Source organism: Mesorhizobium sp. Cs1321R2N1 (assembly GCF_037179725.1).
In the GTDB taxonomy this organism is placed as follows: Bacteria; Pseudomonadota; Alphaproteobacteria; order Rhizobiales; family Rhizobiaceae; genus Mesorhizobium; species Mesorhizobium salmacidum.
Genome location: NZ_JAPYKP010000025.1, coordinates 44,543 through 58,362, shown reverse-complemented (window position 1 = coordinate 58,362; position 13,820 = coordinate 44,543). Strand labels below are relative to the sequence as shown.

Below are 13,820 nucleotides of genomic sequence, written 5' to 3'. Positions count from 1 at the left end.
GCCGTGCTGGCGGTGATGATCTCGGCCAACCCGGCGGTGGCCTCGATCTTCGGGCTCGACCTGCTCTTGATGCCGGCGCTGTCCCTGGTGCTGGTGACGGCGGCGCAGATGTTCATCGTCGGCGGCAGCGAGATCGATCTCGGCGTCGGCGCCTTTGCTGGTCTGGTCAGTGTGCTCTCCGCCACGCTGCTCTACGATCAGCCATGGCTCGGTGCGCTGGCGCTGGCGGCGGCGGTCACCGCCTATGCTGGGCTTGGCGGCCTGATCCAGGCGCGCAAGATCCCGGCCATCGTCGTCACGCTCGGCGCCTCCTTCATCTGGATGGGACTGGGCTACGCGCTGCAGCCGACACCGGGCGGCACCAGCCCCGAATGGTTGTCGGCGATGTTCAGCTGGTCGCTGGGTTTCCTGCCCACCTCCATCATTCTCATCGCCGCCGTCGCGCTGGTGGTGCTGGTGATCGACCGGCTGCCGCTCGGCGTGGTGCTGCGCGGCTTCGGCAACAATCCGACCGCCATGATCCGCTCCGGCTGGTCGCCGACGCGCTATGCGCTGGTGCGTTACCTCGTCGCCGGATTGTTCGCCGCTGCCGCCGGCCTGTCGCTGACGGCGATCAACACGGCAAGCGACATCAATTCCGGCAATTCGTTCACGCTGCTCAGCGTCGCCGCCGTAGTGATGGGCGGCTGCTCGCTGCTGGGCGGTGTCATCTCGCCGGTCGGCACCGTCGCCGGCGCGGTTACACTGGCCTTGATCGGCGCCCTGCTCGGCACGCTAAACGTGAGCAGCGACTTCAACGCGGCAACGCAAGGGCTGATCCTCATCGCCCTTTTGACGCTGCGCAGCCTGATCGCGGACCGCAGGAGCGAACAATGAATGGCCTCGCCGCCTTCAGCCTCTGGGCGCAGAAGAACCGCTGGGTCTGGTCGGCGATCGGCGTGCTTTTGCTTTGGCTGGTGCTGTCCGTGGTCACCAACCGCTTCAGCCTCTCCAGCCTGTCGGGCATCATGCTGTCGGCCTCGTTCCTGACCGTCATCGGCATCGGCCAGATGTTCGTCGTCACCACCGGGCGCGGCAATATCGACCTTTCGGTGGCCTCGGTGATCACGCTCAGCGCCTTCGTGGCGCTGCTCACCATCAAGGGCCAGGACGCCAACCTTGCCACCGGTGTCGGCGCCGCGATCCTGCTCGGCCTCGCGGTCGGCGGGTTGAATTCGCTGCTCGTCGTCGGGCTGAACATACCGGCCATCATTGCCACGCTGGCGACAGGTTATGTACTGGCAACCGCGACACTGCTGTCGAACCGCGCCATAGCGGGCTTCGCCATCAGCCCGCTCTTGAAGACGCTGGCGACGGGCCGCATTGCCGGCGTGCCGATCATGGCCGCCATCGCCATCGTTGGCGTGGCCGCGACCTCCTTCGTGCTGCGCTACACGGTTTTCGGACAATTGCTGTCGGCGGTCGGCCAGAACCGCACCGCCGCGCGGCTGGCTGCGATCCGTAATAACCGGGTCATCGCTTCGGCTTTCATCATTTCGTCGGTGCTGGCTTCGCTCAATGGGCTGCTGCTCGGCGCCTATATAGGTGGCGCTTTCCTCGAAATGGGCCAGCCCTATCTCTTGCAGTCGATCGCCGCGGTGGTGCTGGGCGGCACGCTGATCTTTGGCGGCTCGGCGAGCGCCGTCGGCACGCTGTTCGCAAGTATCCTGCTGATCCTCATCGTCACCACCATGCAGATCGTCGGCCTGCCGCCAGGTGCGCAGGACATCGTGCAAGGCATCGTCGTCATCTTCGTTCTGGCGCTGGCCGGCCGGCAAGTGCTGTCGCGCCGAGCCGCCGTCGACCGCACCGACGACGACGGCACACTGGAATCCGAGCCAAATGCGGCGGCTGTCCGCCGGGAATGACAAGCGGATGATGATTTCTCTTGCCAATGTGGTAGAGTGATCATACCAGTAGATAAGCTGACGATCGGTAATGCCATCGTCCACGACCAGGGAGCAAGGGCTAGATGACGATGATTGCGCTGTTCGGTGCCGGCGGCAAAATGGGCTACCGCCTTTCGACCAATTTCCGCGGCTCGCCCTATACGATCCGCCATGTCGAGGTCAGCGAGGCCGGGCGTGAGCGGCTGAAGACCGGACTGGGCTTCGACACTGTCAGCGCCGACGAGGCGCTGGAAGGCGCCGACGTGGTGATCCTGGCCGTGCCGGACACCCATATCGGCAAGGTCGCGACAAGCATCGAGAGCAAGCTTGCGCCGGGCACGATGGTCATCGTACTCGACGCAGCCGCGCCGTTCGCCGGCCATTTGCCCGATCGTCCCGACCTGACCTACTTCGTCACCCATCCCTGCCATCCGCCGATCTTCAACGACGAGACCGATATGGCGGCGAAGAAGGACTATTTCGGCGGTGTGAAGGCCAAGCAGCACATGGTCAGCGCCCTGATGCAGGGACCGGAAGCCGACTACGCCAAGGGCGAGGCCATCGCCAAGATCATCTGGGCGCCGGTGATGCGCTCGCACCGCGTTTCCGTCAAACAGATGGCGCTGCTCGAGCCAGGTCTTTCGGAAACCGTCTGCGCTTCGCTGCTGGTCGTCATGAAGGAGGCGGTCGACGAGGTCGTGGCGCGTGGCGTCGACCGGCAAGCGGCGCTCGATTTCCTGCTTGGCCACATGAACGTGCTCGGCGCCGTCATCTTCGGCGAAACCAAGGGCGTGTTCTCTGACGCCTGCAACAAGGCGATCGAATTCGGCAAGCCGGTGCTGATGCGCGACGACTGGAAGCGGGTCTTCGAGCCGGAAGAGATCGCAGCCAGCATTCAGCGGATCACCTGAGTCGACTTGGGTACAGATTACCTGAATTTGTGGTTGACTCATTATACCAGCTGACTAAGCTAATCTTCGCTCGGATCAACCACGCTTCGCCGGGAGTTCGAAGCTGAGACGGGTGGAGGATGGCGGGGAACAGGAACTTGCTTGGGAGGCCGACTGACGGCTTGGGCCAGGCGTTCCGCAACCTTCACAGGCTGAATGGATTCAAACGCAGACAGTGGCCTCGATCGGTCGAGACACAGGCTTTTCAAACGGGAGGACTTCATGAAACTGACTCGCAGAATAACGCTTGCGGCGTTCGCCGGCGTGCTGGCACTCGGCACGGCGATGCCCGCCTACGCGGCAGACCTCATCGCCATCATCACGCCATCGCATGACAATCCGTTCTTCAAGGCGGAAGCGGTCGGCGCCGAGGCCAAGGCCAAGGAACTCGGCTACGAGGCGCTGGTGCTGGTGCATGACGACGATGCCAACAAGCAGTCCGAACTGATCGACACCGCGATCGGCCGCGGCGCCAAGGCGATCATCCTCGACAATGCCGGCGCCGACGCCACCGTCGCCGCCGTGCAGAAGGCCAAGGACGCGGGCATTCCCTCGTTCCTGATCGACCGCGAGATCAACGCCACCGGCGTCGCCGTGGCGCAGATCGTCTCCAACAACTACCAGGGCGCCCAGCTCGGCGCGCAGGAGTTCGTCAAGCTGATGGGTGAAAAGGGCAACTTCGTCGAGCTGGTCGGCAAGGAATCCGACACCAATGCCGGCATCCGCTCCAAGGGCTATCATGACGTAATCGATGATTATCCGGACCTGAAGATGGTCGCGCAGCAGTCGGCCAACTGGAGCCAGACCGAGGCCTATTCCAAGATGGAATCGATCCTGCAGGCCAATCCCGACATCAAGGGCGTCATCTCCGGCAACGACACGATGGCGATGGGCGCCTATGCCGCGCTCGCCGCCGCGAACCGCAAGGATGTCATCGTCGTCGGCTTCGACGGCTCGAACGACGTGCGCGATTCCATCACCTCCGGCGGCATCAAGGCGACAGTGCTGCAGCCTGCCTTTGCCCAGGCGCAGATGGCGGTCGAACAGGCTAACGACTTCATCAAGAACAAGAAGTCACCCGAGAAGGAAAAGCAGCTGATGGACTGCGTGCTCGTCAATGGCGAAAATGCCGCCAAGCTGGAAACCTTCGCGCTGAAGAACTGAGCCGGCTCAACGCAACGGCGAGGGGCGGACCTGTGTTCGCCCCTCGCCCAGTTTTGTTTTGACGCGATTTCGGACGGAAAACCGTTTCACACTTTTTCTGGAATTGCTCCAGTTTCACGTTCCGGGTGATTTTTTGACCGCCATGCCGAACAGATTGACCTGGCTGACCCGTTTCACCGGGATGATGCTTGCGGCGCTCGTGGGCCTTGGCCTCAGCGCCTGCAAGATCCTGCCGACGCCCGTGGCGCAAAGCGAAAACAATGCGCCTGCCTTCAAACCGGACAAGATGGTCGAGGACATCTGGGCCTCGAAGGTCATACCCTATCTCAAGCAGAAGGCCGGGCCGTTTGCCGAGGTCCATGCGTTGGCGAAGACCGATCCGGCGGCGGCCGGCGCCAAATACGGCAACCCCAGGAAGCAGGCGAATTCGCCATGGACCTTCGCGGTGCGTGTCGAGGGCAAGATCATCGCCGCCAACACGCAGTCGCGCGCGGCAACGATGGACATTGACGTGGATGGCGACGGCAAAGCCGATGCGCGCGTCCAGATCGGGCCAGCGATGCGCGGCACGGCACTGCGCGACAGCCTCGATTTCGTCCAGTTCAACGACTTCACCAACCAGATCGACTTCGCCCAGTTCGGCAAGGCTTTCAACGCCTATGCGGACAAGGCCGTGCTGTCCAAACTGCCGCGCGAGGCACTTGAAGGCCGCGCCGCCAAGGTGATCGGCGCTTATACGATCGAAGGTGGCCAGGACCTGCCGCTGGTGACTCCGGCGGAGGCCGAGATCGGGCCGAAGCCATGAGCCCCGGTCGCGAGGTCATCCTCAAGCTGGAGGACGTCTCGAAGGTCTATGCCGGCACGGTGGCGGTCAAGCAGGCGAACTTCGAGGTGCGCAAGGGTGCCGTCAACGTGCTGGTCGGTGAAAACGGCGCCGGCAAGTCGACGCTGATGAAGATCATCGCCGGCGTCGAGCAGCCGACCGCCGGCCGCATCCTGCTCGAAGGCGAAGAGGTTTCCTTCTCCTCATCGGGAGATGCGGTGGCGCGCGGCATCGGCATGGTGTTCCAGGAGCTGAACCTGTTCGGCAACATGACCGTCGCCGAGAACATCTTCGCCACACGCGAAATCACCAACCGGCTGGGCAAGATCGACCGCAAGGAGCAGGAAAAGCGGGCGGGCGAATTCCTCGACCGGCTCGAAGCCGGCATCCGGCCAGACATGCTGGTCGAGGACCTGCGCATCGGCCAGCAACAGCTGGTCGAGATCGCCAAGGCGGTTTCGCTCGACGCCAAGATCCTGATCATGGACGAGCCGACCTCGGCGCTGAGCGCGGCGGAAGTCGAAATCCTGTTCAAGGTGATCGCCGACCTCAAGGCGCGCGGCGTCGCCATCGTCTACATCTCCCACCGGCTGGAAGAACTGATCCGCATCGGCGACACCGTCACCGTGCTGCGCGACGGCCGCATCACCGGCCAGGAGGAAATGAGACGAGTCGACACACAGTGGATCGTGCGGCAGATGATCGGCTCGGATGCCAAGGATTTCGCCAAGGCCGACGGACATCAGCCCGGCGAGGAAATCTTCCGCGCCGAGGAGATCTGCCTGCCGCGCGTTACCGGCGGACTGGCGGTCGACCATGTCTCGCTGTCGCTGCGCGCCGGCGAAATCCTCGGCATATACGGGCTGATGGGCGCTGGGCGCAGCGAGCTCTTTGACTGCATCATGGGCCGTCATGGCCATGCCAGCGGCAAGATCTTCATCGCCGGCAAGCAGGTGAAGGAGCGCGACACGACGCGCCGCATCCAGCGCGGGCTGGCATTGATCCCCGAGGACCGCCAGCGCGAAGGGCTGGTGTCGATCCTCTCGGTCGCCAGCAACCTGACGCTGGCGAGCTTGTCGCGCTTCGTCAGCCTGTTCCATATCCGCGGCGGCGCCGAGCGGCAGGCCGTCGTCCAGATGGTTCGGGAACTGGCGATCAAGGTCGCCGATCCGGCGCAGGAAGTCTCGTCACTGTCGGGCGGCAACCAGCAGAAGGTGGTGATCGGCAAGGCACTGCTCACCGAACCGAAAGTGCTTTTGATGGACGAACCCAGCCGCGGTATCGATGTCGGCGCCAAGGCCGACGTCTTCCGCACCATGCGCAAGCTTTCGCGCGACGGGCTCGGCATCCTGTTCGCCACCTCCGATCTCGACGAGGTGATGGCGCTGTCCGACCGCATCGCAGTGATGAGCTATGGCAGACTGACCGGCATGTTCGACCGCGCCGAGGCGACGGAAGCGGCGATCGTCGCTGCGTCGGCGCTGGGCCACGGACCGGCACATGGAGAGCAACGCTGATGACTGACATTCCGGCCAAGGCGGCCGCTCCTTCCGCCTCCAGCGGTTCCGCGCTGCTGACGCTGATGAAGCTCAGGACCTTCATCGCGCTGATCGCGGTGCTGGTATTCTTCTCGATCGCCGCGCCGAACTTCCTCTCGGCCGCCAATTTGATCCTGATGGCCAAGCACGTGGCGCTCAACGCCTTCCTCGCCATGGGCATGACCTTCGTCATCATCACCGGCGGCATTGACCTTTCGGTCGGTTCGATCGTCGGCCTGTGCGGCATGGTGGCCGGCTATCTCGTGCTCAATGGTATCGACCTGCAGATCGGCTACACCGTCTATTTCAACGTCTTCGAGATCATCGTGATCACGCTTCTGGTCGGCATAGCGATCGGCGCCGTCAACGGGCTGCTGATCACCAGGCTCAACGTCGCGCCCTTCATCGCCACGCTCGGCGTGCTCTATGTCGCGCGCGGTTTCGCGCTGCTGTCCTCCGACGGCCGCACCTTTCCCAACCTCGTCGGCAAGCTGGAACTCGGCACCACCGGCTTCGGCTTCCTCGGCGCCGGCCGGCTGCTCGGCTTGCCGGTGTCGATTTGGATCCTGATCGTGGTGGCGCTGGGGGCTGCCTACCTCGCGCGCTACACCCCGCTCGGTCGCCACATCTTCGCCGTCGGCGGTAATGAGCGCGCGGCGCGGATCTCGGGCGTGCGCGTCAACATGGTCAAGATGTTCGTCTACATGTTCTCCGGCTTCTGCGCCGCGATCGTCGGCCTGATCATCTCCTCGGAACTGATGGCCTCGCACCCGGCGACGGGCGAGAGCTTCGAATTGAACGCCATTGCCGCGGCGGTGCTCGGCGGCACTTCGATGTCGGGCGGACGCGGCACGATCGGCGGCACAATCGTCGGCGCCTTTGTCATCGGCATCCTGTCGGACGGGCTGGTGATGATGGGCGTGAGTTCCTTTTGGCAGATGGTGATCAAGGGCCTGGTCATCATCGTCGCCGTCGTCGTCGACCAGGCGCAGCGCCGGCTGCAGCAGCGCGTCACGCTGATGCAGATGGCAAAGGTGGGTTGAGCATGGAGAGCCTAAGTGGAGCGCTGATCGGCTGCGGCTTCTTCGCCGTCAACCAGATGCATGCCTGGCGCGACATCAAGGGCGCCTCGATCGTCGCGGTCTGCGACCGCAATGCCGAGCGACTGCAGATCGTCGGCGACCAGTTCGATGTCGCACGGCGCTACACGGACGCAGCGGCGATGTTTGCGGCGGAGAAACTCGACTTCGTCGACGTCGCCACCACGGTGGGCAGCCATCGTGAGCTGGTCGAGATGGCCGCCGCGCACGGCGTTCCCGTCATTTGCCAGAAGCCGTTCGCGCCGACGCTCAGTGATGCCAGGGCGATGGTGGAGGCCTGCCAAACAGCCGGCGTGCCATTGATGGTGCATGAGAACTTTCGCTGGCAGTCGCCGATCCAGGCGGTGCGCGCCGTACTCGACAGCGGCGAGATCGGGACGCCCTTCTTCGGCCGCATCTCCTTTCGCTCCGGCTATGACGTGTTTTCCGGCCAGCCCTATCTGGCGACGGGCAAACGCTTCATCATCGAGGATCTCGGCATTCATATTCTCGACATCGCCCGCTTCCTGCTCGGCGATGTGTCGAGCCTGACCGCGCGGACCGCACGCATCAACCCGGCCATCGCCGGCGAGGATGTCGCCACGATGCTCATGGACCACGCCGGCGGCGCCACTTCGGTGGTCGATTGCAGCTATGCGACCAAGCTCGCCGTGGAGCCGTTCCCGGAAACACTCATCGAACTCGATGGCAGCGACGGCACGATCCGGCTGGCGCAAGGCTACCGGCTGACCGTCACAGGCAAAACCGGAACCAAGGTGAACGACGTCTCGCCACCACTGCTGCCCTGGGCCTCGCGACCATGGCACAACATCCAGGAGAGCGTTGCCGCCATCCAGCAGCACTGGATCGACTGCCTTGCATCAGGCCAGGAACCGGCTACTTCAGGCGCCGACAATCTCAAGACATTTGCCCTGGTCGAGGCCGCCTATGCGGGTGCCGCCAGCCGCGGGCCGGTGCAAATCGACGCCCGCTCAGATGACGGCTGAGGCTTTCCAGCTCTACGGCACGCGCGCGGCCGAGCCCAAGCCGGTCACGTTGCGCGCGGGCGCGCTGAGTACGGAGCTGGTCAACGGCAATCTGCGCACCATCCGCTATGGCGGCACCGAAGTGCTGCGCGCCATCGCCTATATCGTGCGCGACCGCGACTGGGGCACATACGAGCCTGATCTGACAGATCTGGTGATCGACCAGAAGGATGACCGTTTCTCAATCAGCTACACGGCAAGCTGCCTCGGCCCGAATGGCAGCCGGCTCGGCTTCCGCGCCACGATCGAAGGCTCCGCCGACGGCAGGCTGGTGTTCGACGTGACCGCGTTGCCAGAGAGCGATTTCGAAACCAACCGCTGCGGCTTCTGCATCCTGCACCCGATCGCCGGCCTTGCCGGCAGCCCGGTGACGGTCGAGCATACCGACGGCGGGGTGGTCGAGACGGAACTGCCCGATCTGATCGACCCTTGGCAGCCGTTCAAGGATTTGCGCGCCATCACGCATCAGGTGCGGCCCGGCGTTGTCGCGCAATGCCGGATGGATGGCGACACATTCGAGATGGAAGACCAGCGCAACTGGTCTGACGCTTCCTACAAGACCTATGTGAGGCCGCTGACGCTGCCATGGCCCTATGTGCTGCCGGCCAGACAACCCCTGCACCAGACGATCAGCTTGCAAATCACCGGCGACGCCAACGTGCCTGCCTCGGCAGCGGCGGCCGAACCGGTTCGCGTCGAACTCGGCAAGGCCGGCTCGAAGCTGCCTGACATCGGCGTGGTGATCTATCCCGAGGATGTCGAGGCGGCACTTGCCGACCTGCCGATGCTGGGGAGGCTCGGTCCGCGGCAGCTGCTTTTCCACTTTGATCCGACGCGAGGCCACGGCCTCAACGCGCTGCGCGCCCATGCCCGGCTCGCCGCCGCCTACCCTGTTTCGACGACGCTGGAATGCGTGGTCGCCTGCGCCGGCGATCTCAACGCCGAACTTTCCGATGTCGCCGATATGGTACGCCGGGCAGGCCTGCGGCTCGATGCTGTCGCGGTGTCTCCTGCGGTCGACCGCCAGTCGACGCCGCCGGGCAGTGCCTGGCCGGCATGCCCGCCGCTCGAGGACGTCTACACCGCGGCGCGACGCGCCTTTCCCGATATCCGTCTCGGCGGCGGCATGTTCAGCTATTTCACCGAGCTCAACCGCAAGCGCGTTCCGGCACACCAGCTCGATTTCATCACCCACTGCACCTGTCCGATCGTGCATGCCGCCGATGATCTCAGCGTCATGCAATCGCTGGAGGCGCTGCCCTTCATCATCCGGTCCACTCGGGCGATCTTCGGGACAAAGCCGTACCGGATCGGGCCATCGACGATAGCCATGCGCCAGAACCCCTATGGTGGCGCGACCAAGAACAATCCTCAGGGGCAACGCATCGCCATGGCGAACCGCGATCCCCGCCATGCCGCGCAGTTCGCCGCCGCATGGACGATCGGCTATGCCGCGCGCGTCGCGCCGGGCCTGGAGATGCTGACACTGTCCAGCTTCAGCGGGCCGTTCGGCGTGGTCGCGGGATCAGGCGAACCCCTCGCGCAAGGAACGCCGCGGCCGATCTTCCAGGCCATCGAAGGGCTTTGTGAGTTGGCTGGACTGACGCATGTTTCCGCCACGACGAGCGACGAGACGCGGGTCCTGGCGCTGGCCGGCCGCTCTGTCTCGGGCAAGATCATCGTCTGGCTGGCGAATCTGACATCGAACGATGTCCCGGTCGACGCTTCCGCGCTTGGCCAGGGCAATCTCGCAATGCCGCCCTATGCGATTACCAGGATCGGCTACTTCTCGGAATTCATCACATAGAGCGCACGCGAGCGCTCGAGGTGCTTGATCATCGCCTTCTCGGCGCCGTCGGCATCCCCGTGCTCGATGCGATCGATGATCTCCTCGTGCTCGGTCAGCGTGTATTTTTCCTTGCCGGTCCAGATAAGCATTTCAGTGTGGTATTCCTTCAGCCAGCCCAGCGTGGCTTCGCTGACGGCGACATAGATCGGATTGCCTGAAATGGACGCGATCTGGGTATGAAACTTCATGTCGGCGGAGATGAAGGCTTCCGAATCGCCGCGCGCGGCGCGCTGCTCGGCCACGGTTGCCTTCAGCAGTTGCACATCCTCCGATGTAGCCTTTTCCGCGGCTTCCCTGACCATGCCGCGTTCGAAAAAGATGCGCGCGGTCTTCAGGTGCTCCAGCGTGTCCCTGGACGAAGACAGGATGATCTTGGCCGCGCCGTCGACCTGCTTGATGATCGACTTGGCGGTCAGTTGCAGCACCTTGGCGCGCTCGCCATGCGAGATGGCGACGAGCCCCATATTGCTCAGCGCCTGCATGGCTTCACGGATCGCCGGCCGGCCGACCTCGAAGCGCTCCATCAACTCGCGCTCGGACGGCATGTCGTCGCCGGGCTGCAGTTCGCCGCTGGTGATCAGCCGCTTCAGTCTTGCAAAGACTTCGTCGGAAAGTTTGCGCCGGACGATCGGCTCCGAACGGTTCATCGTCGCGAATCACTCCCTTGACCCGGCCCTATCTAGCATTGCCGCTGCGATTCCTGGAATGCCCGTCCGCTGACCGGACTCCGCCAATTCGGATATTGCTTGCAATACTTATGTACTCATTATACCAGATTTCCTGCGCGACGAAACTTTTTCGAACCCTTTTCGACCGGCCGACGTCCATGATCACCTTGACCTACCGCATCGAGACGCCAGGCAGCATCGAGTCGCTGGCGGCCAAGATCGCCAGCGACCAGTCGACGGGTACCTTCGTCGAACTGCCCGGCGAGACGGAGGAACTGAAGGCTCGCGTGGCAGCGCGCGTGCTGGCAATCCGTCACCTGCCTGATGCCGCGCAGCCGTCTCTCCCGGGATCCGGCAACGGGCCCTTCAGGCGCGCTGATGTCGACATCGCCTTTCCGTTCGATGCCATCGGCACCGATCTTGCCGCACTGATGACCATTGCCATCGGCGGCACATATTCGATCAAGGGGCTCACCGGCATTCGTGTCATCGATATGAAGCTGCCGGAACAATACCGGGGCGCCCATCCAGGCCCGCAATTCGGCCTCGCTGGCAGCCGCAGGCTGACCGGCGTCGAGGACCGTCCGATCATCGGCACCATCGTCAAGCCGGCGCTGGGCCTCCGGCCGCATGAGACGGCCGCGATGGTGGGCGAACTGATCGAGGCCGGCGTCGATTTCATCAAGGACGACGAGAAGCTGATGAGCCCTGCCTATTCGCCGCTGGCGGAGCGGGTAAAGGCGATCATGCCGCTCGTCCTCGACCATGAACAGAAGACCGGCAAGAAGGTGATGTATGCCTTCGGCATCTCGCATGCCGATCCCGACGAGATGATGCGCAACCACGATCTGGTGATCAAGGCTGGCGGCAATTGTGCCGTGGTCAACATCAACTCGATCGGCTTCGCCGGCATGGCGTTCTTGAGGAAGCGCTCCGGCCTGGTGCTGCACGCCCACCGCAATGGCTGGGACATCCTCACCCGCCATCCCGGCCTCGGCATGGATTTCAAGGTCTGGCAGCAGTTCTGGCGGCTGCTCGGCGTCGACCAGTTCCAGATTAATGGCATTGCCTCGAAATACTGGGAACCAGATGCATCCTTCGTCCGCTCCTTCAAGGCGGTAACCACGCCGATCTTCTCGCCTGACGATTGCGCGCTGCCGGTGGCCGGTTCCGGCCAGTGGGGTGGACAGGCACCCGAGACCTATGAACGCACCGGGCGAACGGTCGATCTCCTTTATCTCTGCGGCGGCGGCATCGTCAGCCATCCGGACGGACCGGGCGCCGGCGTGCGCGCCGTGCGTCAGGCCTGGCAGGCGGCTGTGGACGGCATTCCGCTGGCCGACTATGCCCGCAGCCATGCCGAACTAGCGCGGTCGATTGAAAAATTCGGCGATGGCAGGGCGGCCTGACACCCATGCAAGACCTGCTGCTTAGCTACTATGGCGACGACCTCACCGGCTCGACCGATGTGATGGAAGCACTCGAGCTTGGTGGCGTCCCGACCGTGTTGTTCATGCGCCAGCCGGACGCCGAGCAGCTTGCACGGTTTTCGCACTGTCGTGCGGTTGGCCTCGCTGGCACCAGCCGCAGCGAGACCCCGCAGTGGATGGACACGCATTTGCGTGACGCGTTCGCCTGGCTGAAGGCGCTGAGAGCCGATATCTGCCATTACAAGGTCTGCTCGACCTTCGATTCCAGTCCGGTAATCGGCAGTATCGGCCGGGCAATCGAGATCGGCCGCTCGGTCTTCGCACAGGACAGCGTGCCCATGCTGGTCGGCGCACCGCAGCTCAGACGCTACACTGCCTTTGGCCACCTGTTCGCGGCCTATCGCGACCAGTATTTCCGCATCGACCGTCATCCGGTGATGAGCCGCCATCCGACGACGCCGATGAATGAGTCCGACCTGCTGATTCATATGTCGCGACAGACCGGACTCTCCTTGGGATTGCTTGACCTGGCGACGCTGCAGTCCACATCGCGATCGCAGGCATTCGATCGCCTCGTGGAGAACGGTGCCGCCATCGTTCTTATCGACGTCGACAACCGGGAGACCCAAGCCCTTGCTGGCAAGGAAATATGGCGGGTTCGCAAACCGGGCGGTTCCATCGTCGTCGGCTCGTCCGGAATCGAATATGCGCTGTTGACCGAGTGGGCGTCGAGGGGCATCGCCAACGCTGGGCCACGCTTTGCGCCGCCGGGTGCCGTCGACCGGGTGGCCGTCGTGTCGGGCAGTTGCTCGCCGACCACCGAACGACAGATCCGGCATGCCCTGTCCGACGGTTTCGACGGCATTGAGGTCGACCCTGTCGAATTGGTTTCGGAGGGGTCGGTGCAGGCGATTGCGCGTGCGGCGGCAAAGGGCCGCGCCAGTCTGCAAGCCGGGCGCAGCGTCATCCTCTATACGGCACTTGGCCCCACCGCCGACAGGGGCGCCGAAATCGACCGGGAGGATGGTGCCCGCCACAAGCTTGGCCGCGGCCTTGGTGCGCTGCTGCGCCAATTGACGGAGGAGCAGAGCTTGCGGCGCGTGATCATCGCAGGCGGTGACACGTCAAGCCATGCGCTGGGACAAATGGGTGTAGACGCGCTGACCGTCAGGATGCCCCTGCCCGCCTCGCCCGGTTCCCCGCTTTGCGTAGCCCATTCCAGCATCGATGCGATCGACGGGCTGGAGGTCGCGTTGAAGGGCGGGCAGGTAGGAACCGACCGCTATTTCTCGTCCATCCGTGACGGCCTTCAGAGTTGACCACGGCGTTGCGCTGGGACATTGCG

12 protein-coding genes are annotated in these 13,820 nt (G+C 63.9%); 11 read left to right on the top strand and 1 reads right to left on the bottom strand.

All coding sequences use genetic code 11. The features are described from left to right. From O7A61_RS09765 to apnL, 9 genes are all read left to right on the top strand, one after another. On the top strand, positions 1-876 hold an 876-nt coding region (locus O7A61_RS09765; RefSeq protein WP_337129558.1), incomplete at its 5' end, for an ABC transporter permease. Then, positions 873-1,907, top strand: a complete 1,035-nt coding sequence (locus tag O7A61_RS09760) for an ABC transporter permease (protein WP_337129556.1) — start codon at positions 873-875, stop codon at positions 1,905-1,907. The genes O7A61_RS09765 and O7A61_RS09760, both read left to right, overlap by 4 nt. 104 nt (positions 1,908-2,011) lie before the next feature. Further along, the gene (locus O7A61_RS09755) at positions 2,012-2,839 is read left to right on the top strand and encodes a phosphogluconate dehydrogenase C-terminal domain-containing protein (protein WP_337129554.1); all 828 of its coding nucleotides are present in this window, start codon (positions 2,012-2,014) and stop codon (positions 2,837-2,839) included. A gap of 261 nt (positions 2,840-3,100) precedes the next feature. Beyond that, the gene (locus O7A61_RS09750) at positions 3,101-4,042 is read left to right on the top strand and encodes a D-ribose ABC transporter substrate-binding protein (RefSeq protein ID WP_140752337.1); all 942 of its coding nucleotides are present in this window, start codon (positions 3,101-3,103) and stop codon (positions 4,040-4,042) included. Between the two features lie 142 nt (positions 4,043-4,184). After that, positions 4,185-4,847, top strand: coding sequence for a DUF2291 family protein (locus tag O7A61_RS09745; protein WP_337129552.1), 663 nt, complete (start codon positions 4,185-4,187; stop codon positions 4,845-4,847). After that, positions 4,844-6,382, top strand: a complete 1,539-nt coding sequence (locus O7A61_RS09740) for a sugar ABC transporter ATP-binding protein (protein WP_337129550.1) — start codon at positions 4,844-4,846, stop codon at positions 6,380-6,382. Before O7A61_RS09745 ends, O7A61_RS09740 begins: the two co-directional genes overlap by 4 nt. Further along, positions 6,382-7,446 (top strand): ABC transporter permease, encoded by a 1,065-nt coding sequence (locus O7A61_RS09735; RefSeq protein WP_337129548.1) that lies wholly within the window; start codon positions 6,382-6,384, stop codon positions 7,444-7,446. The genes O7A61_RS09740 and O7A61_RS09735 overlap by 1 nt, the downstream gene beginning before the upstream one ends. Positions 7,447-7,448: 2 nt before the next feature. Beyond that, entirely contained in the window at positions 7,449-8,489 is a 1,041-nt protein-coding gene (locus O7A61_RS09730) for a Gfo/Idh/MocA family protein (RefSeq protein WP_337129545.1), read from the top strand. Further along, positions 8,479-10,335 carry a D-apionate lactonase gene (apnL, locus tag O7A61_RS09725; protein WP_337129543.1) on the top strand — a complete coding sequence of 619 codons (1,857 nt, stop codon included), beginning with the start codon at positions 8,479-8,481 and terminating at the stop codon, positions 10,333-10,335. The genes O7A61_RS09730 and apnL overlap by 11 nt, the downstream gene beginning before the upstream one ends. Here apnL and O7A61_RS09720 read toward each other — a convergent pair. After that, complete coding sequence (locus O7A61_RS09720) at positions 10,311-11,024, bottom strand: transcriptional regulator NanR (protein WP_027145252.1); 714 nt, start codon at positions 11,022-11,024, stop codon at positions 10,311-10,313. The two genes, apnL and O7A61_RS09720, sit on opposite strands and share 25 nt — an antisense overlap. A 179-nt stretch (positions 11,025-11,203) precedes the next feature. On the opposite strand from O7A61_RS09720, the gene oiaX reads away from it, so the two are divergent. Together oiaX and O7A61_RS09710 are read left to right on the top strand one after the other, a co-directional pair. Next, positions 11,204-12,454, top strand: a complete 1,251-nt coding sequence (gene oiaX / locus O7A61_RS09715) for a 3-oxo-isoapionate-4-phosphate decarboxylase OiaX (RefSeq protein WP_337129541.1) — start codon at positions 11,204-11,206, stop codon at positions 12,452-12,454. 5 nt (positions 12,455-12,459) lie between these two features. Further along, complete coding sequence (locus O7A61_RS09710) at positions 12,460-13,794, top strand: four-carbon acid sugar kinase family protein (protein ID WP_337129539.1); 1,335 nt, start codon at positions 12,460-12,462, stop codon at positions 13,792-13,794. Positions 13,795-13,820: the final 26 nt, after the last annotated feature.